General features: G+C 72.3%; 20 protein-coding genes. 6 read left to right on the forward strand and 14 right to left on the reverse strand.

What is annotated here, in order from left to right:
• Positions 1 to 28: 28 nt before the first annotated feature.
• From BMX65_RS07970 to BMX65_RS07980, 3 genes are all read right to left on the reverse strand, one after another.
• Positions 29 to 1348 (reverse strand): NAD(P)/FAD-dependent oxidoreductase, encoded by a 1320-nt coding sequence (locus tag BMX65_RS07970; RefSeq protein ID WP_079171764.1) that lies wholly within the window; start codon positions 1346 to 1348, stop codon positions 29 to 31.
• Positions 1349 to 1485: 137 nt separating this feature from the next.
• Positions 1486 to 3222 (reverse strand): MFS transporter, encoded by a 1737-nt coding sequence (locus BMX65_RS07975; RefSeq protein ID WP_074999456.1) that lies wholly within the window; start codon positions 3220 to 3222, stop codon positions 1486 to 1488.
• A 124-nt stretch (positions 3223 to 3346) separates the two neighbouring features.
• Positions 3347 to 3808 (reverse strand): MarR family winged helix-turn-helix transcriptional regulator, encoded by a 462-nt coding sequence (locus BMX65_RS07980; RefSeq protein ID WP_074999457.1) that lies wholly within the window; start codon positions 3806 to 3808, stop codon positions 3347 to 3349.
• 589 nt (positions 3809 to 4397) lie between these two features.
• On the opposite strand from BMX65_RS07980, the gene BMX65_RS32780 reads away from it, so the two are divergent.
• The 3 genes from BMX65_RS32780 (at position 4398) to BMX65_RS07990 (ending at position 6222) form a co-directional block, all read left to right on the forward strand.
• Complete coding sequence (locus tag BMX65_RS32780; RefSeq protein WP_162637638.1) at positions 4398 to 4691, forward strand: hypothetical protein; 294 nt, start codon at positions 4398 to 4400, stop codon at positions 4689 to 4691.
• 63 nt (positions 4692 to 4754) lie between these two features.
• Entirely contained in the window at positions 4755 to 5033 is a 279-nt protein-coding gene (locus BMX65_RS32785) for a hypothetical protein (protein ID WP_162637637.1), read from the forward strand.
• Positions 5034 to 5322: 289 nt separating this feature from the next.
• Complete coding sequence (locus tag BMX65_RS07990; protein ID WP_177214214.1) at positions 5323 to 6222, forward strand: rubrerythrin family protein; 900 nt, start codon at positions 5323 to 5325, stop codon at positions 6220 to 6222.
• 242 nt (positions 6223 to 6464) lie between these two features.
• On the opposite strand, the gene BMX65_RS07995 is transcribed toward BMX65_RS07990, so the two are convergent.
• Together BMX65_RS07995 and BMX65_RS08000 are read right to left on the reverse strand one after the other, a co-directional pair.
• Positions 6465 to 8942: a plasma-membrane proton-efflux P-type ATPase gene (locus BMX65_RS07995; protein WP_239501905.1), complete on the reverse strand. Its 2478-nt coding sequence runs from the start codon at positions 8940 to 8942 to the stop codon at positions 6465 to 6467.
• Between the two features lie 305 nt (positions 8943 to 9247).
• Positions 9248 to 9844, reverse strand: coding sequence for a CGNR zinc finger domain-containing protein (locus BMX65_RS08000; RefSeq protein ID WP_074999460.1), 597 nt, complete (start codon positions 9842 to 9844; stop codon positions 9248 to 9250).
• Positions 9845 to 10069: 225 nt separating this feature from the next.
• Between BMX65_RS08000 and BMX65_RS08005 the strand changes: the two genes are divergently transcribed.
• The gene (locus BMX65_RS08005; RefSeq protein WP_074999461.1) at positions 10070 to 10762 is read left to right on the forward strand and encodes a haloacid dehalogenase type II; all 693 of its coding nucleotides are present in this window, start codon (positions 10070 to 10072) and stop codon (positions 10760 to 10762) included.
• Between the two features lie 162 nt (positions 10763 to 10924).
• Here BMX65_RS08005 and madM read toward each other — a convergent pair whose 3' ends face one another.
• The 4 genes from madM to BMX65_RS08025 form a co-directional block, all read right to left on the reverse strand.
• Complete coding sequence (gene madM, locus BMX65_RS08010) at positions 10925 to 11689, reverse strand: malonate transporter subunit MadM (RefSeq protein ID WP_074999462.1); 765 nt, start codon at positions 11687 to 11689, stop codon at positions 10925 to 10927.
• Position 11690: 1 nt separating this feature from the next.
• The gene (gene madL, locus BMX65_RS08015; protein WP_026005143.1) at positions 11691 to 12092 is read right to left on the reverse strand and encodes a malonate transporter subunit MadL; all 402 of its coding nucleotides are present in this window, start codon (positions 12090 to 12092) and stop codon (positions 11691 to 11693) included.
• A gap of 151 nt (positions 12093 to 12243) precedes the next feature.
• On the reverse strand, positions 12244 to 13773 hold the full coding sequence (locus BMX65_RS08020; protein WP_074999463.1) for an AMP-binding protein: 1530 nt from the start codon (positions 13771 to 13773) through the stop codon (positions 12244 to 12246).
• Positions 13774 to 13888: 115 nt separating this feature from the next.
• Entirely contained in the window at positions 13889 to 15301 is a 1413-nt protein-coding gene (locus BMX65_RS08025; RefSeq protein ID WP_074999464.1) for a malonyl-CoA decarboxylase domain-containing protein, read from the reverse strand.
• Between the two features lie 147 nt (positions 15302 to 15448).
• Between BMX65_RS08025 and BMX65_RS08030 the strand changes: the two genes are divergently transcribed.
• The gene (locus tag BMX65_RS08030; protein ID WP_074999465.1) at positions 15449 to 16126 is read left to right on the forward strand and encodes a GntR family transcriptional regulator; all 678 of its coding nucleotides are present in this window, start codon (positions 15449 to 15451) and stop codon (positions 16124 to 16126) included.
• Positions 16127 to 16434: 308 nt separating this feature from the next.
• Here the strand turns inward: BMX65_RS08030 and BMX65_RS08035 are convergent, their stop codons facing one another.
• Positions 16435 to 17019 carry a TerD family protein gene (locus tag BMX65_RS08035; RefSeq protein ID WP_019359742.1) on the reverse strand — a complete coding sequence of 195 codons (585 nt, stop codon included), beginning with the start codon at positions 17017 to 17019 and terminating at the stop codon, positions 16435 to 16437.
• A 187-nt stretch (positions 17020 to 17206) separates the two neighbouring features.
• Positions 17207 to 17827, reverse strand: a complete 621-nt coding sequence (locus BMX65_RS08040) for a hypothetical protein (RefSeq protein ID WP_074999466.1) — start codon at positions 17825 to 17827, stop codon at positions 17207 to 17209.
• A 364-nt stretch (positions 17828 to 18191) separates the two neighbouring features.
• Between BMX65_RS08040 and BMX65_RS08045 the strand changes: the two genes are divergently transcribed.
• Positions 18192 to 19016: an SAM-dependent methyltransferase gene (locus tag BMX65_RS08045; protein ID WP_074999467.1), complete on the forward strand. Its 825-nt coding sequence runs from the start codon at positions 18192 to 18194 to the stop codon at positions 19014 to 19016.
• A 114-nt stretch (positions 19017 to 19130) separates the two neighbouring features.
• Here BMX65_RS08045 and BMX65_RS08050 read toward each other — a convergent pair whose 3' ends face one another.
• The 3 genes from BMX65_RS08050 to ctaD all read right to left on the reverse strand — a co-directional run bounded on the left by BMX65_RS08050 (position 19131) and on the right by ctaD (position 22261).
• Positions 19131 to 20081 carry a DUF389 domain-containing protein gene (locus BMX65_RS08050; RefSeq protein ID WP_074999468.1) on the reverse strand — a complete coding sequence of 317 codons (951 nt, stop codon included), beginning with the start codon at positions 20079 to 20081 and terminating at the stop codon, positions 19131 to 19133.
• 87 nt (positions 20082 to 20168) lie between these two features.
• Positions 20169 to 20516, reverse strand: a complete 348-nt coding sequence (locus BMX65_RS08055) for a hypothetical protein (RefSeq protein ID WP_074999469.1) — start codon at positions 20514 to 20516, stop codon at positions 20169 to 20171.
• 8 nt (positions 20517 to 20524) lie between these two features.
• Positions 20525 to 22261, reverse strand: coding sequence for an aa3-type cytochrome oxidase subunit I (gene ctaD / locus BMX65_RS08060; protein WP_074999470.1), 1737 nt, complete (start codon positions 22259 to 22261; stop codon positions 20525 to 20527).
• Between the last annotated feature and the right edge of the window lie 432 nt (positions 22262 to 22693).

Raw genomic sequence — 22693 nt, forward strand, 5'->3', positions numbered from 1 at the left:
GCCCGCCCGGGTGACCGGCGCGCTCCCCTCACACGTCCGCGGGCGCGACGGAAACGGCCCGCCGCGGGAGGCCCAGACGGGCGCGGACCGCGGCGGCGGCGCGCTGCGCCGACTCCAGTGCGCCCTGGATCGAACTGGTGGCGCGGTGGTCCCCGCACACGAGGACACCGGCCACCTCGACCGGCCGCCGGAAGGGATGCGGCGCGGACATGGAGGGCAGCGCGCGGGGCACTGCGTACGTGGCCAGCGGCTCCAACTCGCCGAAGCCCGTGCCGTACAGCCGCGCGAGGCGCTCCCGTACGCGGCGTTCCTCGTCCCGGCCGCCCTCGCCGGGCACGACCGTCGTCGCCACGAGCGTCTGGTCCGGCGGCGCGTAGGTGGGGGCGGCCTCGCTGATCGGCACGGTGTTGGTCACCGGAGAGGGCTCGGCGTCCACGACGAATGTCGCGTCGGCGTCCAGCAGGCCCCGCACGCGGTGGTAATAGGTGGTCAGCCCGCGCCACCGCACCGGGGCGAGGTCCGGGAGGAGTTCGTGCGCCGCGTCCGCGTCGGTGGCGAGGACGACGGCGCGCGCGGTGACGGTGCCGTGCTCGGTCACGACCCGGTCCGCGCGGACCTCGCGGACGGGGGTGTGCAGACGCACCGCACCGTCGGGGAGCCCGTCGGCGAGCTGCCGGGGCAGTGCCTGCATACCCGCGCGGGGCACAGCGGCCCGGCCCCGGACGAACATCCGCAGCATCAGATCGGTGAAACGGCTGGAGGTCTCCTGCTCGGGGTCGCAGGTCACGCCCTCGAAGAAGGGGCCCAGCACCCTCTCGGCCACCGCTCCGCCCAGCCCGCGGCGCTGCCACGACACGGCCGAGGGCAGGTCCGGGCGGCGCAGCAGTACCCGCGCGGGCAGGTAGCCGGCCGCGGCCGCGTGGGCGGCCAGCGCGGCCTTCGCGGAGAGCGGGCCGATCGGCGCACGCAGCAGTCCGGGGACCGCGCTCATCCGCTGCCGCGGATCGCTCAGCGTCGCCCAGCCCTCGCCGGTCCGGATCCGGAGTGCCCTGGGCAGCGCGTGCAGCCGCAGCCGTTCGAGGTCCACCTGCCGGGCGAGCTGCGGATACCCGGTGTTGAGCAACTGGAATCCCCGGTCCAGCAGGAAGCCGTCCACCGCGTCGGTGCGGATGCGTCCGCCCACTCCGTCGCCCGCCTCCAGGACGACGGCCTCCACCCCGCTGTCCCGCAGTCGGCGCGCCACCGCCAGGCCCGCGAGGCCGGCGCCGACCACGACGACGTCGCAGTGCCGGGGCACTGGTCCGCCGGTCTGTCCGGTCGGGCCCGGTCGGCTGCGGGGTCGCGTCATGCGGGCTCCTCCGTGGGGCGGCGCGGTGGTCCAGGACCGGTTCCCGCCCGTCGGATGCCCGAAACCGGCGGTCGCCCCCGCGGGGCACCGGTCGGCACCGGGCACTGCGCGGGCCGCGGGCCGCGGGCCGCCCACGCTCAGCCGCCGCCGCGCAACTCCGCCAGGGCGCTCGCGGTCAGGGGCCGGTGCGTGCTGTCGGGGTCGATGAGCACGACGGTGCTCGTGGCCGCGCGGGTGAGGGCCGTGGTGAGGCTGCCCTCGCCGAACTGGGTGCCGGCGCCCAGCGGGGAGCGTCCCACGGCGACGGTGGGGGCGCCCGCGTCGGCGGCGTGCCGTGCGAGGGCGCGTCCGGCGGCGGCGCGGTCGCCGACGCTGGTGAGGATCTGGCCGGTGGCCGCGACTCCCTGCGCGGCGAGCCGGTCGAGGTGTGCCGTGACGGCGGCGCGGGCCTGGTCGTGGGTCTCGGTCTCGACTGCCTGCTCCTCGACGACGGCTGTCTGCTGCACATGGACGATCTGCAGCGGACTGCCGGAGTCCTGGGCGAGCCGCGCCGCGGCCTCGACGACGGCCGCGGCGCGGCCGTGGGCGCCGACGGCGACGATGAGCGGCGGTTCGGCGCCTGCGGCCTGCGGGCCGACGGGGGTGAGCGCGGGCTCGACGGACTCGCCCTCACCGGTGCGCTGTTCGGCCTGCCGGACCAGCCGGTGGCCGCTGGCCAGCACCGGGATGGCGAGCAGGAAGGCGGCCGCGCCGACGTAGAAGGGCACCCCGAGGTCGGTGGCCTCGGCGATCTTTCCCGCCGCGTAGGGTGCCAGTCCGCCGCCGATGAAGCGCAGGAAGCCGTACGCGGAGGAGGCCACCGACCGCTCGACGGGCGAGACGAGCATCACCGCCTGGGTGGTGAGGGTGTTGTTGATCCCGATGAAGGCGCCACTGGCGATGACGGCCACCACGACCACAGTGGGGGTCTCGACGCCGGCGGCGATCAGCGCCATCACGATGCCGAGGCCCAGCAGATTGGCGTACAGGACCGGCGCGGTGCCGAACCGGGCCTGCAGCCGGGGCGCCACCAGCACGCTGAAGAGCGCGACCAGCAGTCCCCAGCCGGTGAAGACCAGTCCGAGTTGGTGGGCGTTCAGCTCCATCGGGTAGGGCGCGTAGCCGAGCATGGTGAAGAAGCCCCAGTTGTAGAGCAGGGCCATGATGCCCATCGTCAGCAGCCCACGGTGACGCAGTGCCTTGAGCGGCGCTGCGGGCGAGGTGGGGCGCTTGGGCCGTGGCGGGTCGGAGACGAACACCAGGGTCGCGACCAGCGCCACGGCCATGAGCGCGGAGACGCCGAAGAAGGGTCCGCGCCAGCTGATGGCGCCCAACTCGCCGCCCAGCAGCGGGCCCACGGCGATGCCGAGGCCGAGCGCGGTCTCGTAGAGGATGATGGCGCCGCCGAACCCGCCGCCGGCCGAGGCGACGATCACCGCGAGGGAGGTGGCGATGAACAGCGCGTTGCCCAGGCCCCAGCCCGCGCGGAAGCCGACGATCCCGTCGATGGAGTCGGTGGCCCCGGCCAGCGCCGAGAAGACGACGATGACGGCCAGCCCGATCACCAGGGTGCGCTTGGCACCGACCCGGCTGGAGACCGCGCCGACGACGAGCATGGCCACGGCGGTGACGATGAGGTAGCTGCTGAACAACAGGGAGACCTGGCTGGGCGAAGCGTCCAGGCTGTCGGCCAGGGCGGGCAGGATCGGGTCCACCAGGCCGATCCCCATGAAGGAGATGACGCAGGCGAAGGCGACGGCCCAGACGGCTTTCGGCTGCCTGAAGGGGCTCGCGGCCTTTCCGGAGTTCGCGGGCTCGTCGTGCGAGACACTCATGTCCGATTCTCTTCCGCGCAGTCGGGGGCAGGGATCGCACAGGGGTCGGGGCCGGCGGGAGTTTGGAGCGGCCCGGGCCGGAGCCGGCCGCGGTCAGGACCCGTGGGGTCGGAACCGGCAGGGGTCAGGTCCGCGACCAGTGGTCCTGGATGGCGCGCGCCAGGGCCGGAAGTGCGATGTCCACCGCCTGCTGCTCCGGCTCCGCCAGCTCGTCGATCAGCTCGGTCAGGGCGCGGGTGCGCTCGGCCCGCCGCCGGCGGAAGACCTCCAGGCCGGTGTCGGTGGCCGCCACCAGGACGCCTCTCCCGTCGCTCCGGTCGGCGGTGCGCCGCACCAGGCCCGCCCGCTCCATGCGGGTGACGAGCTGCGTCATGTTCGGCTGCGAGACGCCCTCGGACCGGGCCAGTTCGGAGAGGCGCTGTGCACCCTCGCGGCCCAGCCGGCCCAGCGCCGAGGAGGCCGCGGTGCTCAGCCCGCCCGCGGTCGCACTGTGCCGCACGTGGCGCACGATCTGCTCCACGGCGATCATCAGATCCTCCGGTGACACGTTCCGAGCGGCACCGGCGCCCATAACCCGCTTATGCATAACCCTATTATGCATTTAGATGTAGACGGAATCAATCCCTCGGCCTGCTGGCACGCTCTCGTCGCCGTCCTCGCGAGGAGCAAGCCCGCCGGCGCGAGCGCGGAGAGCAGCCCGGACAGCACGAGCACGGTCCCGACGAGGGCGGGGGCCACCCCGCGTGGGACGAACCGCCGGAGCACTCAGGCGGTGGCGAGGCCGGCCCGGCGGGGAGAGCCCCGGTGACCGCGTTGCCTGTGAGCGTGAGTGCGACCATCCGGCCCGGAGAGGATCGTCCGCCCCGACCGCGGGAGGCCATGGGCCACAGCTCCCAGTAGGCGCGAAACCGCCGGGTCTCCTCATCGGTGGTGCTGATGCGCAGGGCGAGGACTGGCCGGCCCAGAGACGCGGCGCAGGCTCGAGCGTACGCATGGCTGCCAGGTCCAGCGTGGCGACCGGGACCGGATACAGATGGCGGATGTCCTCCGGGACCTCCTCGCTCCCCTCGGCGACGGCGGCTGCCCGGACAGGGGCTGTCGGCCGGAAGGGCAGCGCGGCAGGAGCGGCCGGCAGGACGGTGGTGTGGGGACGGGGGACGACTCCGGTGAGATGGATGAGAACGACGATTCCGGTGAACATGACGGCGAGCAGGGCGATCACCGAGCTCAGGGCCGTGCGGGCGTTCCGCCAGGAGACGGGACGGAAGACGGGGACGGCGTTGGAGATCGCCTCGATGCCCGTCATCGCGGTGGCTCCGGAGAAGGCCCTGACGATCAGCAGGACGCCCACCGAGGAGGCTCCGGCAGCGGCCTGTGTCGGCTGCGCGGCTCCGGCAGGAGCTGAACCGCTCACGGCGGCACCGACACCGGCCGCGATCAGCACCGCCCTCGCCGCGATGAACGCGTAGGTGGGAGCCGCGAAGAGCGCACCGGCCTGCCGGACTCCGTGCATGTTGCCCGCCAGCAGGACCATGACGACCAGCACGGCCAGGAGCGCTTCGGATCCGTACGCGACGGAGGAGAGGGCGTCCGCCGCGAGCACCGGCAGCGCGAGCGCCTTGCGGATCCGCTCGGTGACGAACGCCGAACTGCGCAACGGGGCACCCAGCAGCCACCGCCGCGCCCGCACCCGGACGGCGTCACCTTCCCGGGCCGGACCGCCGCGGGCCGGCAGCGGCGGCATGGACACCACCCGCGCGAAGCGGAGCGCCGGCCAGTGCACGATGCTCCGCGCCGTGGGCGCCATGTGACCGGCTGCGCCGGCCGCGCCGCCCTGCGCTCCGCTCCTAGCGCACAGCGGCACATCCGTGGCGCAGAGGATCGCCCGCACGCACGGGCCCGCTGTTCCGTTCGGCGGCGGACGTGTTCCCCCGAACCGGTGGGTTCAGCCCCTCCCCGTCTGTTGGGTTCGCCGGACGAGGCGCCGGCGAACCCAACATGACCCGGCATCAGCAACCATCCGGGCCCTGGCCCCGCAGAGAGAGAACTCCCATCATGACGCTTCCCCTCGCTCGCCTCGCGAGAGTGACAGGTACCGCGTTGGCACTCACGACCGCCGTGTCCGTGACCGGAGCGCAGGCCGCCCTGGCCGACCCTCGGACGCCGGCCCTGAGCACCGTGCAGGACACCCGCGCCGCGATGCGGGGCGAAGGATTCGCCCACGCCTCGTACCTGTTCCACGCCGACCAGGCCGACCGCGAGGGACACCGCCGAGTGGCCGAGCTGTTCCGCGATGCGGCCGAGGTGGAGCTCGATGACCACTTCACCAAGGAGGCCGAGACGATCGCGTACGTGGGAAGCGACGAGGCCAACATCCGGCAGGCCCTCGAGGGCGAGCGTTTCGAGGCCACATCGATGTATCCCACGTATGCCGAAGAGGCCCGGCAGGACGGGGACGAGGCCGCGGCCGAGCTCTTCACGGAGATCGCGGCGGACGAGGCCGAGCACCGCCGGCTGCTCGCCTCGGCGCTCGAAGCGGTCACCACCGGAAGTGGCCGGGTGCCGGCACCGCCGAAGACGGACCCGGTCGAAGTACCGGCCGGGCTGCCGCAGGTGTCCTCCGCCCGGACCCGGGCCAACCTCGAGGACGCCATGCACGGCGAGGGGCTGGCCAACGCCTCCTACACGCTCTACGCCCGTCACGCACGCGAGACGGGTCAGAAGCAACTGGCCAGCCTCTTCGGCGGATTGGCCGAGGTGGAACTGCACGAGCACTTCGCCGCCGAGGCCCGTCTGGACGGACTGGTCTCCGACACCCCGTCCAACCTGCGCACCTCCATCGCCGGCGAGACCTACGAGGCCGAGGTGATGTACCCCACCTTCGCGCGTCGGGCCGAGAAAGCGGGTGACGGGCAGTCCGCGGCGCTGTTCAGGGAGATCGCCGGGGACGAGGCCGGCCATGCCGCCGCGTTCCGGCACGCTCTGCACCACCTGGGCTGAACCGCACGCGGGTGCGGGGCTCTGCGGCGGAGCCGCCGGGTGCAGCCCCGCACCGTGCGGACGGGCCGCACCCCTGAAGACCGGTCCCGGAGCTCGTCGCCCGGCCGGAGACGGGAGGGGCGCGGCCTCCGGTCAGGGGGCGACGGTGGACGCGGTGAGCAGGCAGACGCCGTACCGGCAGGAGAGCGCCGTGGCACCGGTGCCCAGGGGTATCGGCACCGGACCGCGACCCGTCCGGCGGATCAGGTCGCGGCGCCCTCCGCGGCTCTCCCCCGCCGCCCGAGAACCCGGTAGGCCAGCAGCTTGACCGGGTCGAGCAGCAGGAACTCCGCGAAGGCCCAACCCCACACGAGCCCGGCCGGGCCCCAGCCGACGGGATGCATCAGGAAACCGGTCAAGGCGATCACCGTGGCCAGGATCTGAGTGCCGATCACGGCGGTGAGCAGGATCCAGGAGGGTCGGTAGGACCAGAACGGACCGCGAGTGCGGGCGAGGAAGACGGTGAGATGTCCGCTGACCGACAACTTGAGGTAGACCAGGGTGCGCACCTGCGCATCCGGCAGTCCGAACGGCAGGTGGGTGGCCCAGACCAGCACGAACGTCGAGGCCAGGCCGAACAGGCCCAGGACGGCCGCAATCGCCATGACCTCGGTCAGGTCCCAGCGTTCCGGCCTCGAGGAGGGCCGTACCCGGTCGTAGGCGATGGACAGTACGGCCGCGTCGTTGAGAATGGCCAGGAGGACCACCTGGACCGGCGTGACCGGGAAGAAGGCGAACGCCACGATCGTGGCGGTGACGAAGAGCACGACACGGAGCGTCTCGGTGATCCGGTAGATCGCATAGTTCTTCATCCGCCGGAACACCTCGCGGGAGCGGTGAACGGCCTCGACGATCGTCGAGAGGCCCGCCGCGAGAAAGACGATGTCGGAGGCCGCCCGTGCCGCGTCGGTGGCGCCGCAGACCGCGATACCGGCGTCCGCGCGGTGCAGGGCCGGAGCGTCGTTCACTCCGTCGCCGGTCATGCCGACGATGTGCCCGTGCTCCTGCAGGGCCTGCACGATGCGGTACTTGTCCTCGGGCACCACCTGCGCGAACCCGTCCGCCCCCTCGACCACGCGGGCGAGTTCCTCGCCGCGGAGCTGTTCGATCCGGCTCGACTCCAGGATTCCGGTGCCCAGGCCCACGCGTGCGCAGACCTCGCGCGCGATCTCCACCCGGTCCCCGGTCACCATCCTGACCTGCACGCCCAGCCGCCCCGCCGCTTCCAGGGTCGTCCGGGAATCCGCACGCGGGGGGTCCTGCAGTCCGATCATGCCCGTCACCCGCCACGCGCCGCCGTCCGTACAGGCGACGGCCATCGCGCGGTATCCCCGGCGCGCGAAGCCACGTGCCACCTCCTCGGCACGCCTCGCGAGCGCATCGTCCCCCTGCGCGAGGCCGAGCACGGCCTGCACAGCTCCCTTGGCCACGGCCCTTTCCGGCCCGGGACCCCGCACCCGGGCGCGGGCGAATTTGCGGGCGGAGTCGAACGGCGTGAAGTCGACGACCTCCCAGTCCGCCGGCCGTTCCGCCCCGCACGCCTGGAGGATCGCCTCGTCGACGGGATCGCCGTCCCCCGGCTCGGCGGTGAGGGCTGCCTGCAGCAGCACCTGTCCCTCGTCGACCCCCTCCGCCAGGACGAAGACTTCGGCCACGGCCAGTTCGTTGCGGGTGATCGTGCCGGTCTTGTCCGCGCACAGCACGTCCACTCCGGCCATCTCCTCCACCGCAGGCAGATGGCTGACCACCGCCTCCCGCTTGGCCAGATACCGGGCTCCGACGGCCATGGTCACCGACAGCACCGCGGGGAGGGCGACCGGAATCGAGGCGATGACCACGACCAGCGCGAACTCCAGCGTGCGGCTCACGCCGGTGCCGCGCAGCAGCGAGAGCACGATGATCACGACGACCAATCCGAGCGCGAGCAGACTCAGATACTTGCCGATGTCGACGACCGCGCGCTGGAAATGGCTCGCCGGAGCCGCCCGGCCCGCGAGCCGGGCCGTGCGGCCGAACACGGTGTCCGCGCCGGTGGCCAGGACCCGCATCGCGGATCCGCCCCGCGACACCGCCGATCCGGAGTACATGTCGTCACCGACGTCCTTGACCGCCGGCAGCGACTCCCCGGTGAGCGCCGACTCGTCCGCCTCGCTGCCGCCCTCGACCACGACCCCGTCCGCGGGCACCACGCCTCCGCGGTCGATCCGTACCAGATCCCCCGGGACCAGCTCGGCGGCCGGAACCGTCGTCCACTCCCCGTCGCGCCTGACCCGCGCCACCTTCGCCAGCCGCTCGGCGAGGGCGGCGATCGCGTTCTGCGCCTGATGCTCCTCCCAGAACCCGACGACCCCGTTGAGGAGCAGCAGGGCCAGAATGATCGCGAAGTCCACCCAGCGACCGGTCACCGCCGTCAGCACCAGGGCCGCCTCGATCATCCACGGGATCGGTCCCCAGAAATGTGCCAGGAACTCCAGGAGGACGCTGCGTTCCTCCTCCTCGACGGCGTTGGGCCCGTAGTGCTCCCGCCGGGCGGCCGCCTGCGCGGAATCGAGCCCCTCGTCGGAGCCCTTGCCGGCATCGGCCCGCGCATCCTCCTCGGTGCGCTGATCGCGGACCGGCTGTCCGCCGACCCGCTGAGACGCGGCAGCACCGTCCTCGTCACCGGCGGCAGAACCGGGCATCCGCGTATCCTCCCGTTCCCGCACGTCCGCACCCCGGCGGCGGGCCGGATCACACGGGGCCCACGGCCCGCCGAGCCGCCGGCCGCTCCGTCGGACGCGTCGCCCTTCCCAGACTCGCAAGCGGGGCGGCGGACACCGCAGCGACGCGCCGACGCGTGCGTCCGAACGGCTCCGCGACGCGGTCGCCGGGTGCGCCGCAGCCGGGAGCAAGCGCGGCAACGGCGCACGGAGACGAGGGCGCCGACGGTCATGGCGGGCCGCCACGGGCGCTCAACCGCGCGCGGAGCGACCGGCACCTGCGCCGCCTACCCCGCGCGTTCCGGCCCCGGGGCCGTCCCTGACCGGCTCGCCGCCTCGGGGCCCTGCCGGGCCGCCTGCCGGCGGGCGCGGTAGGCGGCGGCCTTGACCCGGTTGCCGCAGGCGTCCATACCGCACCAGGTACGGCGCGCACCGCGGGAGCGGTCGAGGTAGAGGCGGGTGCAGCCCGCGCGGCCGCACTCCTTCAGCGGCACGGCGCGGTCGGCGAGCACGGTGACCGCACTGCGGGCGACCTGGACCAGCGCGGAGCGCAGATCTCCCGACCGGCGCAGACCTCCGTCTCCGAGTTCGACCGCGGGTACCGGCCCGGCAGCGGCGCTGTTGACGACGTCCAGCTCGGCCGGCGCGAAGGGGCGGCCCGCCAGGCGGTCGAGCGCCAGCCGGTGGATCGCCTCCCGCAGCCGCAGCGCGGAAGCGAGGTCCGCGGCGTCGGCGGTCACCCCGTCGGGCAGCTCCTCGCACTCCAGGACCCACTGTTCGAGAGCGGCGGGAGCGTCGAGGAGGTCCACGGGCTCGTCCCGCCGGTATCCCACGGTGCCCACCAGGTCCAGGGCCGGGTTGCCACTGACGAATGCGAATCTCACATCACCATCTTGACCGGTGACGCGTTGCGGCGCAACAATCGCCGGACAGTCTCCGTCACCAGTTGAACCGGTGACGAAGACGTCCGGTGCGCCGGACCGTCCGCCGCGCACGCCGTCCGCAGCCACGCGGAACGTGCGCGGGCAACCCGGGCGGGCCCCAGGCGCGCCGGTGTCCGTGACCGAGCCGGGCCCACCGTCGGCCCGGCACCAGGAGCAGGAGACCGGATGGCCGAGACACCCGACATCGAGGTCGTCGTATTCGACGTGCTCGGAACGATGGTCGACGAACCCGGCGGGCTCCGGGCCGCCGTCCGCGAGGCGGTGCCCGACGCCGACGACGCGGCCGCGGACCGGCTGCTCGCGGTGTGGCACGAGTACGTCGCGCACGAGCAGGACCGCATCCGGGAGGGGCGCCGCTCCTATGCGGGCACCGACGTGATCGACCGCGAGGCGGCACACCGGGTGGCCGACCGCGCCGGAGTCGCCGATCCGGCGGCCGTCGAACGGCTGGCCACCGCGGGGCGGCGGCTGCCCCCATGGGAGGACTCGCAGACCGGTCTCGCCCGCATCGCGCGGCGCTTCCCCGTGCTGGGCCTCTCCAACGCCGGCCGCGCCGTGCTCCCCCGCCTCAACCAGTTCGCGGGCCTGCGCTGGCACCAGGCGCTGTCCGCCGAGGACTCCCGCGCCTACAAACCCGCACCGGAGGTCTACCAGCTCGCGCTCGACGCGGCGGGCTGCCCGGCGGACCGGGTGCTGATGGTCGCCGCCCACGCCTGGGACCTCCGGGGCGCCCAGGCAACGGGGATGCGCACTGCCTATGTCCAGCGGCCTGCCGGGGACCCGCCGGCGCCGGGCGACACCTTCGACCTGCGGACGCAGGACCTGGAGGAGCTGGCCACCGCCCTCGCCACCGGGTAGCGGACCCCTCGCCGGTGCTGCCCCGCCGGTCCGGCGGGGCAGCACCGGCGTCGACGTCGCGGGACGGGGGCGACCTGCGCGTACGGCCGGCGGCGCACCGCTCCCCGCGCTCCTGCGCGCCACCGCCGGGGGGGCGCACCGGGACCGCGACGGGCGGCCGCCTCATCCGCCGACGATCGCCCGCAGCGTCACATACAGCAGCGAGGGGCCGAGCAGGCAGCCCACGCCGGTGTAGAAGGTGGCCGTCATGGCGCCGTAGGGCACCAGCCGCTTGTCGGTGGCCGCCAGGCCGCCCGCCACACCGGAGGTGGTGCCCATCAGGCCGCCGAAGGCCATCGCGGTCTTCGGGTTGTTCAGACCGATCAGGGGGGCGATCAGCGGCGTCCCCACCATCACCACGACGGACTTCACCAGTCCGGCCGCCACCGACAGGGCGATGACCTCCGAACTGGCGCCCACCGCCGTGCCGGTCACCGGACCGACGATGTAGGTGGCCGCACCGGCACCGATGGTCGCCATCGATGCGGCGTCCGTGTAGCCGAAGGCCGCCGCGACGACGGACCCCGCCACGAACGAGACGAGCACTCCCAGCAGGACCGAGAGCGCGCCCGCCGGTCCGGCCTGCTTGATCTGCTGCAGGTCGACGCCGTACGCGGTGGCGACGATGGCGAAGTCCCGCAGCATCGCGCCGCCCATCAGGCTCAGCCCGGAGAACGCGGCGAAGTCGGCCAGCCCGTCCTCGCCGCCGGTCGCCGCACCTCCCCAGTAGGCGAGCACCAGCCCGAGCAGGATGGCGATGGCGGACCCCTGCAACCGGCCCCGGGTCAGGGCCTTCGAGAGCCGGCCGGAGAGCATCATCAGTCCGCCGATCAGCGCGAAGGCCACCAGGAGACCGTTGTCCTCGAAGACGGAGACGAGCGTGTCCATCTCAGACCTCCTGCTTTTCCTCGGCGGCCTGCGGCGGCAGCGGCTCCGCCGTCCCGCCCATCCGCCCCAGCACCGGTACCAGAGCGCCTCCCGCGACGAGCGCGGCGAGGCCCGCCAGGATGGCCATCGGACCGCCGGTGACCGCCTTGACCACGTTCTGGGTGGCGGCCATGGCGATGACGATCGGTATGTACAGCGCGCTCCAGAAGAGCACTCCCTGCTCACTGGGTTCGGGGAACCAGCCCTTCCTCCGGAGCCAACTGGTGGCCAGCACCAGCATGATCATGGCGAACCCGACTCCGCCGACGTTGGCGTCGACACCGACAGCGGCGCCGAGCACCTCACCGACGAGCGTGCCCGCGAGCATGCACAACGCCAGTGCTGCCACTCCATGGATAACCATCGTCTTCTCCGCACTGAGAGACTGTTGAAACCGGAAAATCAAGCGGCCGGGCCGAGCGGCTCACCGGTCCGCTCGGCGGCCCCTGGGGGCGTGGAACCCGCCGAGGCGGGACCCGCCGCGGGGTGTAGGACATGGGGGGCCGGCTCCGGGGTCAGGCGTCCACCCCGGCGAACAGGTCACCGTAGCGTTCGCGCAGTTCGGCCTTCTGCACCTTGCCCATGACATTGCGCGGCAGCGTCTCGACGACGCGTACGGCGCGCGGGTGTTTGAACCGGGCCAGATCGCCCGCGACGCAGTCCAGCAGTTCACCCTCCCGTGGCCGCTGCCCGGGGACCGGGACGACGACGGCGACCACGGTCTCGCCGTAGTCGGGGTGGGGAACCCCGATCACGGCGGACTCCAGCACCTGCGGGTGGGCGTCGAGCAGTTCCTCGACCTCCTTGGGGTAGATGTTGTAACCACCGGAGATCACCAGGTCCTTGCTCCGGCCGACGATGCTCAGATAGCCGTCCTCGTCGAAGCGGCCCAGATCGCCGGTGACGAAGAACCCGTCGGCACGGAACTCCGAGGCGGTCTTCTCGGGCATCCGCCAGTACCCGGTGAAGACGTTGGGGCCGCGGACCTCGATGCTGCCGACCTCGCCGTGGGGCAGTACCCGGCCGGTTCCGGCGTCCACCACCCGGATCTCGGTGCCCGGGAGCGGCCTGCCGACCGTACCGGGCTTGCGGGGGCCGCCGGTGCAGGGGTTGGTGGCGTTCATGCCGGTCTCCGTCATCCCGTAGCGCTCCAGGATGGCGTGGCCGGTACGGGCCTCGAACGTCGCGTGGTCGCTCGCGAGGAGCGGGGCCGAGCCGGAGACGAAGAGCCGCATGGCGGCGCAGGACTCCCGGGTGAGGCGCTCGTTCTTCAGCAGCCTGGTGTAGAAGGTGGGCACACCCATCAGCACCGTGGCAGTCGGCAGCAGGTCAAGGACGTCGTCCGGGTCGAACTTCGGCAGGTAGTACATGGCGGCGCCGGAAGTCAGCGCCATGTTCGCCGCGACGAACAGCCCGTGGATGTGGAAGACCGGCAAGGCGTGGATCAGCCGGTCCTCCGCGGTGAAGCGCCAGCTCTCCAGCAGCGCTTCGCAGTTGGCGGTCAGATTGCCGTGGGTGAGCACCGCGCCCTTGGAGCGGCCGGTCGTGCCGGAGGTGTACAGGATCGCCGCCGGGTCGCCGGCGGCGGCCTCGTGTGCCTGCTGGGCACCGCCGTCGTCCGCAGCGTCGAGGAGGCTGCCGTCGCCGTCGGTGCCCAGCGTCTCGATCACGAGTCCGGTCGCTTCGTGGTGTGCGTGTGCGGCTCGGCGCCGCGGAGCGCACACGAGCACCCGGGGCTGGGCGTCCTGGAGGAGATAGTCCGTCTCCGCACCGGTGTAGGCGGGGTTGAGCGGCAGGAAGACCCCGCCGATCCGCAGCGTCGCCAGATACAGCGCGACGGCCTCCGGGGACTTCTCCACCTGCATGGCGACCCGGTCGCCCGGGACTACGCCGTCGGCGACGAGCCGGGCGGCGATCCGGCGCACGGCCGTTGCGGTGTCGCCATAGGTGAGGACCCGCCCGCCGGGCAGTTCGAAGAGGGCCTTGTCCGGCCGCCGCTCCGCCTGCTCGGCGAAGGCCCGGTGGATGGTCGGGAAGGGTGCCATCCGGGCTGCTCCTTTCTGTCGGTGTGCGTGGTCACAGCCGCTCTGTCGGTGTGCGTGGTCACAGCCGCGCTGGACGGTCCGTCCGGTTGCGCCGCTCGCGCCGCCGATGCGGGCGTCAACCACGGGGGTGCGCGGACCCGCGCTTCGCGGGCCGGTCGTCCGTCGTGCCGGTCCCCGCGGCCGGGGGCCGGTCGTGGTGCGGCAGGGCGGCCCGCAGCGGACCGCCCAGTGCCACCGTGCGGTGGCGGACGAACTCCTCGTGCCGCCGCTCGACGTGCTCCGGCTCGTAGCGGTAGTTGACCATCGCGCCGAAGGACTGCTGCCAGGCTTCCGGCGCCTCGTTCGCCGGCCAGTTGGCCTGCCAGGCCGCGGCCCCGTTGCCCAGGTGGAACCGGGCGACCGGGTCGAGCGGGCGCCCGTCCTCGTGCCGTTCGACGGCGATGTACCTCGCCAGCACCGGGAGGAGCCGGGAACGCGTCCGTGCGGATCCCGCCGCAGCCGTATCCCGCTGCCGCTCCGCGGCCTCCAGTTCCGCGAGCAGCGTCCGCAGTCCGCCCTCCCGCCGGGCCCGCTCCGTGAGCCAGCGCCGGAAGCCGGGGACGGGCGAGAGCGTGGCGAACTGCCGCAGTTGCGGAAGCTGCTCCCCCACGTCTTCGATGACCTGCTTGATGAGGAAGCTGCCGAAGGAGACTCCGGCCAGGCCGTCCAGGGCGTTGTTGATCGAGTAGAGAGCGGCCGTGTCCGCCTGCGCGGGGTCCAGTACCGGTCCGGGCTCCAGCAGGGGCGCGATGCTGTCCGGCATCCCCCGGACGAGGGCGACCTCCACGAAGATCAGCGGCACGTCCCCGGTGGCCGGGTGGAAGAAGGCGTAGACGCGGCGGTCCTCGGGCTGCAAGCGGCGCCGGAGTTCGGCCCGGCTCGCCATCGGATGCACCTTCTCGCCGCGCAGCAGGTACTGGTGCAGTTCCTCGGGCGCCTCCCAGCCGACCTCCGACATCCGCAGGAAGCCGCGGTTGAACCAGGAGGTGAGCAGGTGGTGGAAGTCGTGGTCGAGGGGCCGCAGCCGCGGATCGGAGCGCATCAGCCGACGCAGATCCGCACGCATGCCGACCAGGGCGAGGGTGGCGCCGGGAGCGTGGTTCATCCGGCGCAGCAGCAACTGTCGGGGCGGCTCGACCTCGTCGAAGAGCTGGACCAGTTCCTCCGCGCCCCGGGAACCGCGGCTGCGGGCCGCCTCCCATCTGCGGAAGGCGGTACGGATCCGGTCGGGCGAGGCGTCGTAGGCGCTGGTGACGCGGGTGAAGAACGCCCGCTTTCCGTGGTCGTCGAGTTCGCCGTAGGCAGCGAGGGCTGCTGCCGCCACCGTGCGCATCGAGGCTTCGCCCGCGTGCCCCATCAGCACCTCGCAGGCCGCCGACAGCCGGTCCAGGGGGCGGTGGCGGAGGTCTCCGGCCGCCGGGGTGCTGTCCGGGGGGCTGCCGGAGTTGCGGAACTGCCCGGTCAGCAGCCTGCCGTCCTGAGGTTCCATTCCCGCCCTCCGCGTGCCGTCGACCCCCGTGTGTATGCATCATGGGGCGTGATGTATATAACAGCCGCACCGTAAAGCACATGAGTAAGGCGCGCTACCCCCTGGGCGCCACGGATGACGGGATAACCTGACCGTTCGGAGGTGCGCATGGCTCGAGTCCCGGAATCCCAGCGTGTACGGGACGCGCTGGAGAACGCCGTCGTCGACGGCCGCTACCGCCCCGGCGAGCGGCTGGACCCCGCGCGGCTGGAGCGGGAGTTCGGCTGCTCCCGCACACCGGTCCGGGAAGCCCTCCAGGCACTGGAGCGGTCCGGACTGGTGCAGATCCGCGCCAAACAGGGCACGTACGTCACCGAGTTGAGCGTCTCCGAACTGGCCGAGCGGTTCGAAGTCATGGCGGAACTCGAGGGGATGGCGGCGCGGCTCTCCGCCCGGCGGATCGAACGGGAGGCGCTGGACGAGTTGGAGCACGCGCTGCGCGAATGCGAGGTCCACGCGCCGGCCGGCGACGCCGACCGCTACTACTACGCCAACGCCTGCTTCCACGGCATCGTCTACGACTCCTGCGGCAACGAATACCTGCGCCAGCAGGTACACGCACTCAAAAGAGTCCTGCAGCCCTACCGGCGGCTGCAGTTGCGGGTGCCCGACCGCATGCGGCGCTCCCTGACCGAGCACAGCCGGATCGCCGAGGCCATCGCGGCCGGCGACGCGGAGACCGCCGAGAACGCCGCGCGGGACCACGTCCTGGTCCAGGTCAAGGAGTTCAGCCAGTTGATACGGACCTGGAGGCATCTCAACCAGTCCGCATCCGCCGCCGGTTGAGTCCGCCCCCGCGGTCCCCGCCCCATCGGCGCCGCGGGCTCGGTTGGACTACGGGCCCGGTCCATGTGACGCCGTGAGCGAGCGCCGCGCGAGCGGACGCCCCGGGCGGCACAGATCAGCGCCGTGACGGGCCTGGGCGTTGCGAACGGTCCGAGGGGCGGCCCCGGAAGGCCGCCCCTCGTGGCACACGCAGCACCGCCGTCGCTCGGCCCTCCCGCGGCGGAGCCGCGCGGTGCGGCGGAGGCCGCCTCACCGCGCGGAAGACCGCACCGGCCCGGCGGCCCGGCGGAGGAGCTGCCGGACGCCGCTCACTTGTCCACGGCGAAGCGCATCAGGGACTGCTCATTGCCCTGCTTGACCTTCCCGGTCTCGTTGATCACCTTGAGCTTCCAGCCGGTGCCGACCCGCATAGCCTTGGCCACCGCACAGGCGTTGTCGTCGGTGAGCAGGCTCGGCCAGATGTCGGCGACCTGCTGGGAACTGCCGCCCGTCGCGTCGTACACCTTGAAGCTGATGTTCCGCGCCCGCTGGAACGCGCTGCCCCTCTTGTAGGCAGCCGCGACGAAGACGATCGAGGTGAGGTTGGACGGGATCCGTTCGAACTCGACGGTCACCGTCTCGTCGTCCCCGTCCCCGTGCCCGGTCTGATTGTCGCCCGTGTGCAGCAGCGATCCGTTCCCCAACGGGTCGAGGGAGTCCAGACCTGCTATCCGCACCGGGTCCGGTCCCTGCATGGCGATCGCGATCAGGTCGAGGTCGGTGCCCGCCTTGCGGCGGATCTTGCCCAGTACACCCCCGCTGCTCCCGGCGGTGGGGTCCCAGGACGCACCGATGGACAGGTGCGTGACGCCGTCCAGGTCGGCCGGCTCGTCTTCCTTCGTCAGCGTGATCATCCGTAAGCCTCCAGGTTGGAACGGTGGAGCCCGGGCGACTGCTCCGGCTCGCTTCTCCGCCGGTGGTCTTGACAACCGGCGTCTACAGCACTGTAGAACTGCCGGCCGCGCACGAAGGTTCCGGCCCCGCGCGGAGGGCTCACCGGACCGCCGAGGGGCCGCTGCCCCTCCGCGTACCGACGCCGCGTCAGCCGAGGAGGGCGGCTGTGCGCGTCGAGGGTTGCGTACCGCAGGGGCAGGGCCGGTACTCCAGCCCCAGTTCGGCGTCCACGGCACGGCTGGAGCGGGTCGCGGCGTCGCTGACCGCCCGCCAGGAGCCGTACTTGGCGTACAACTGGTCCGCTGTGGGGCCCAGCGGGTTGCCGTACTTCTCCTGGTTGCGTTCCTCCAGCCGCCTGACCTCCTCCGCGGACATGCCGGCGCGGGTGATCTCCTTGGCCTCGTTGCGCATCCGCACCAGTTCCCGGGCGATCTCCTCCTCCGAGCGGCCCTGGGCGCGCATCTCGCACTCCGTGCGGTCCATCTCGCCGAGCAGGGCGTGGTAGCGCATCCGGACCTCGCGGGACTCGGCGCGCTCCTCCGGGGTCTCGGCCCGGATCATGCACACGACCTTCTCGGGGCTGGTGCACGGGCCCGGGTCGGGCGGCTCCTGGGAGAGCGGAGCCACGACGACGGAACCGCCGCAGGCGCTCCCGGGACACGCGGCGTGTGCCGGGGCGGCGGCTGCCGCCGCCCCGAGAGCCGCCTGGGCGATCAGGACGAGGGGCAGCGCCCGGCGGACGAGAGAGCGAAGACGCGAGGACGACATGGCCGCATCCTGGCGGTCGGTGCACGGCCGGGAGCGGTTTCGCCCACGCGTTCCCTCGTTCGGGGTGACCTCCTCATCCCCGCAGGTGACGGGAGGAGCCCCGCAGGTGACGGGAGGAGCCCCGCAGGTGACGGGAGGCCGCACACGCGCGCACCCCGCTCTTCGGGCGGGGCGGTGTACCCGGCCGGCAACGCACTCTCAGGAGCGCTGCCCAGGCGCGTGCGCTCCGAGCGGAAGCGCGGATGTCGCCTTTCTGATGTGCCGTTGTGCGCTGTGCACGTACGAATCCGCGCAGAAGCTGCGCGGAGCGGACCGAACTGGCCGATGATGGTGATCCATTGCTGCCGCAGGTGAGGAGCACACGATGGAAGAGGCAGGTCACCAGGTTCCGCAACCGGGGACGAAACCCCACACCGCGCGCCTGTACGACTACTTCCTCGGCGGGAAGACGCACTACGCCGTGGACCGCGAAGCGGCGGTTCCCGCGCTGTCCGCGAACCCGCACGCGATGGTCGCCGCCCGGCAGAACCGGGAGTTCATGCACCGGGCGGCCCGGTTCGTCGCGCAGGACCTCGGCATCCGTCAGTTCCTGGACATCGGAACCGGCATCCCGACCGAACCCAACCTGCATCAGGTGACCCAGGCGATCACTCCCGAGGCGCGTGTTGTCTACTCCGACAACGATCCGATCGTTCTCGCTCATGCCCGTGCGCTGATGAGCAGCACTCCGCAGGGGAAGACGGACTACATCGAGGCAGACATCCGCGACCCGGAGCGGATCCTGGAACGCGCGCGCCAGACCCTCGACTTCGGTGTCCCGACAGCCCTGTCGGTGGTGGCGTTGCTGCACTTCGTCCCGGACGAGGACGATCCGTACGGACTCATGCGCCAGCTGCTCGCCCCGCTGGCACCGGGCAGTGCCCTGGTGCTCTCGCACGCGGCACTCGACATGGACGACGGCCGGATGGCTGCACTGGCCGAGCACTACCGCAAGGCCGTCACCCCTACCCAGTTCCGCACCCGCGAGGAGACCGCGCGCTTCTTCGACGGCCTGGACCTGCAGGATCCGGGCATCACCCCGACGTGCGAGTGGCGGATGGACCTCGACCTGGGGCCGATACGGCAGCTCCCCGGCACCGTCTCCGCGGCCGAGGCGGGAGTATGGGCAGGGGTGGCCGTCAAACGCTGAGCGCGGACGCGCTCCGTCCGACACCGAGCGCGGACGCGCTCCGTCCGACGCCAGGCGCGGACGCGCCGCTCGCCCCCGAGCCGGTCCGCCCGGGTCCGGCGGAAGACCGCGCGGTCACCGCCGGGAGGGGCGGTGCTCCCGTGGCGGCCGGCCGGGCCCGGGGACCCGTCCGCGGCGGACCAGCAGGGTGAGCCCCCCGGCGACGGAGACCCCCACGAGATTGACGAGGAGTTGCAGCACCGACCCCCCGCAGCGCCGCCAGTCCTCGGTGACCGCGGCGAGAACGGCGAATCCGGCGGCGGGCACGGTCGTGACCGAGATGAACACACCCACCAGCGCGCCCGGCTTCGCCGACGTGAGCGCCAGCACCCCGGCGACGCCGGCGAGCAGCGCGACGACGACGGAGTACGGGCCCACGTGGTAGATGAACGACACCTCGTGCAGGCCGGTCAGGTCGGCAGGCCCGAACAGCCCCGCGGCCCGGCCGAGCCACGCGAAGGCGGCGGTGACCAGCATCGCCAGCGGGAACCCCACCCCCAGCGCGAGCGCCGCCCGGACCGCCAGGCCGCGTCGCCGGACCGCGAGGGCGACCGCGAGCGCGGCCAGCGGGCCGAAGTCCGGGCTCACCACCATGGCGCCCACGATGGTGATGGCCGAGTCCGTGAGCACACCGACGGTGGCGAGCAGGCAGGCGATCGTCAGAAAGGCGAGGAAGACCGGGTTGAGCTGGCTCTCCTCTCCCGTGGTGTCGATGAGTTCGTCCCAGATGACGGCTTCGGCACCCGCTCCGGGGGCGGCCTGTTCGGCGGCCTCGGCCGTGTCGGAGACCATCATGTCGATCTGTTCGAGCGCGATCTCGCCCCGGTGGTGCACGCCGTGCTCGGTCAGCCGGCGCAGCACCCGTTCCACGACCTCGCGGGCGATGGCCGCCTCGATGAGGTCTCCGGCGGGCTGCTTGCCGACGCCTCCGGCGACGGTGAGGTGTGCGACGCCCGGCTCCGCGCCGAGGAGGGCGACCACGGCTTCGCTGTCCCGGGACTCACACAGCACTCTGATGCGCATCATGCGTTCAGCATCCCGGCGGGGAATCGGGATCCGGCCGACGGAGAAGGGGTGAGTCGCCGCGGCAGCGGGCCCTGCCGGGAGCGCCTGTCACCTCATCAGGAGCAGGCCGTTGACGAAGCTGACGACCGCGAGGCCGCAGCAGGCCCAGCCCACGACTCGCCGTTTCAGCACCGTGTACCGGTCCTCGTACTCGCGGCGCAGGGAGACGGCGCGCTGCGCGGTCTCCCGCAGGGCGGCACGTGAGGTGTCCGCCAGGGCGTCGGCGACCCGGCGGACCACGTCCTCGCGTTCCGGCCCGGTGAGCCAGTCCAGCGGGGCGACGGCGTGCTCGGCCTGTGCCCTCGCGTCGCTCAGGTGCCGCTGCCACAGCAGATAGCCCTCGATCCGCCGGATACCGCCGCCGGCCTCTCCTTCGGGGGCTTCCCCGGTGCCCACGGGCTGTCTCAGCTCTCTGCGCCGGGGAGCTGTCCCCGGCCGTGCCGGGCGGGGCCGGAGCCGGTCACCTGGGGCCGGTCGATGTTCTCGCTGTCGTCGAGTGCCGAGACGCTCGGATGGTGGAAGTCGAAGGCGGGCGACTCGGACCGGATCTTGGGCAGGGTGACGAAGTTGTGCCGGGGCGGGGGGCAGGAGGTGGCCCATTCGAGAGAGCGGCCGAATCCCCAGGGGTCGTCCTCGTGGACGTGCTCGGCCGTTCTGGCGGTCTTCCACACGTTGTAGAGGAACGGGAGCATCGAGGAGCCCAGGAGGAAGGACCCGATGGTCGAGAACGTGTTCAGCGCGGTGAACCCGTCGGCCGCGAGATAGTCCGCGTAGCGGCGGGGCATCCCCTCGGCGCCGATCCAGTGCTGGACCAGGAAGGTGGCGTGGAAGCCCACGAACAGGGTCCAGAAGTGGATCTTGCCGAGGCGTTCGTCGAGCATCCTGCCGGTCCACTTGGGCCACCAGAAGTAGAACCCGGCGAACATCGCGAAGACGACGGTGCCGAAGACGGTGTAGTGGAAGTGGGCCACGACGAAGTACGAGTCGGAGACGTGGAAGTCCATGGGCGGTGACGCCAGCAGGACGCCGGTCAGACCGCCGAAGAGGAAGGTCACCAGGAAGCCGACGGACCACAGCATCGGGGTCTCGAAGGAGAGCGATCCCTTCCACATGGTGCCGATCCAGTTGAAGAACTTCACTCCGGTGGGTACGGCGATCAGGAAGGACATGAAGGAGAAGAACGGCAGGAGCACGCCGCCGGTCACGAACATGTGGTGTGCCCATACGGTCATGGACAGCCCGGTGATGGTGATGGTGGCGCCGACCAGTCCGACGTAGCCGAAGACCGGCTTGCGTGCGAACACCGGGAAGATGTCCGAGACGATGCCGAAGAACGGCAGCGCGATGATGTAGACCTCCGGGTGCCCCCAGAACCAGAACAGGTGCTGCCACAGCAGCGCACCGCCGTTCGCCGCGTCGAAGACGTGTGCCCCGAATTTGCGGTCGGCCTCGAGTGCGAACAGCGCCGCGGTCAGGATCGGGAAGGCCATCAGCACCAGCACGGCGGTCAGCAGCACGTTCCAGGTGAAGATGGGCATCCGGAACATGGTCATCCCGGGGGCGCGCATGCAGATGATGGTGGCGAGGAAGTTGACCGACCCCAGGATGGTGCCGAACCCCGAGAACGCGAGCCCCATGATCCACATGTCCGCGCCGACGGCCGGTGTGTGCACCCCGTCGGAGAGCGGCGAGTAGGCGGTCCAGCCGAAGTCCGGGGCGCCCTGGGGAGTGAGCAGCGAGCCGAGCACGATGAGCGAGCCGAAGAGGTACACCCAGTAGGAGAAGGCGTTCAGCCGGGGGAAGGCCACGTCCGGTGCCCCGATCTGCAGCGGCATGATCCAGTTCGTGAACCCGGTGAACAGGGGCGTCGCGAAGACGATCAGCATGATGGCGCCGTGCATGGTGAAAGCCTGGTTGTACTGCTCCGGCGAGATGATCTGCAGGCCGGGTCGTGCCAGCTCCGCCCGCATGACGAGCGCCATCACACCGGCGATCAGGAAGAAGAGGAACGACGTGATGAGGTAGAGGCTGCCGATCGTCTTGTGATCCGTTGTCGTCAGCCACCGCACCACGGTATGGCCAGGACGCCGCTGACCGGACGGGCGCGAGCCCGACGGGCGCGCAACCAGCGAGGTGGACATGTCTGCACTCCTGGCGGGTGAATACCGGCTCACTCATGACTCACTGCATGCGATCGCCCACTCTAAGTGACAAAAGCCCAGGTCCCCGGCCCTCTCCCCCGCGTGTCTCCCCGACTCCGCATGCACCCCGCATGCACAAGCCGCCCGAGCAACGGTTCGGCACCTCCGACGGCTTCCGGCCCCGTGGCACCTCCGTGCGCAAGGGCGGACCGTGCACACGGAGTCCACGGGAGCCGAGGCGAGCGCGGACCGGAGCCACACCCCCTTCCCGCCTGCGGCCGGCCCGGGTGGCGGGAGGGCCGGACCGGCGGTCGTCCGCCCGTCCGGCCCCCGCGCGCGGTACCGCACGGAGCAGAGCCCCTCGGGTCGCACGACGCCTCCGGCACCCCGTCCGGCGAGCAGCCTCGCCCACCCTGTTCCGGTGCCGCCGCC

The sequence above is a fragment of the Streptomyces qinglanensis genome (genome assembly GCF_900111245.1).
GTDB classification, from domain to species: Bacteria; Actinomycetota; Actinomycetes; order Streptomycetales; family Streptomycetaceae; genus Streptomyces; species Streptomyces qinglanensis.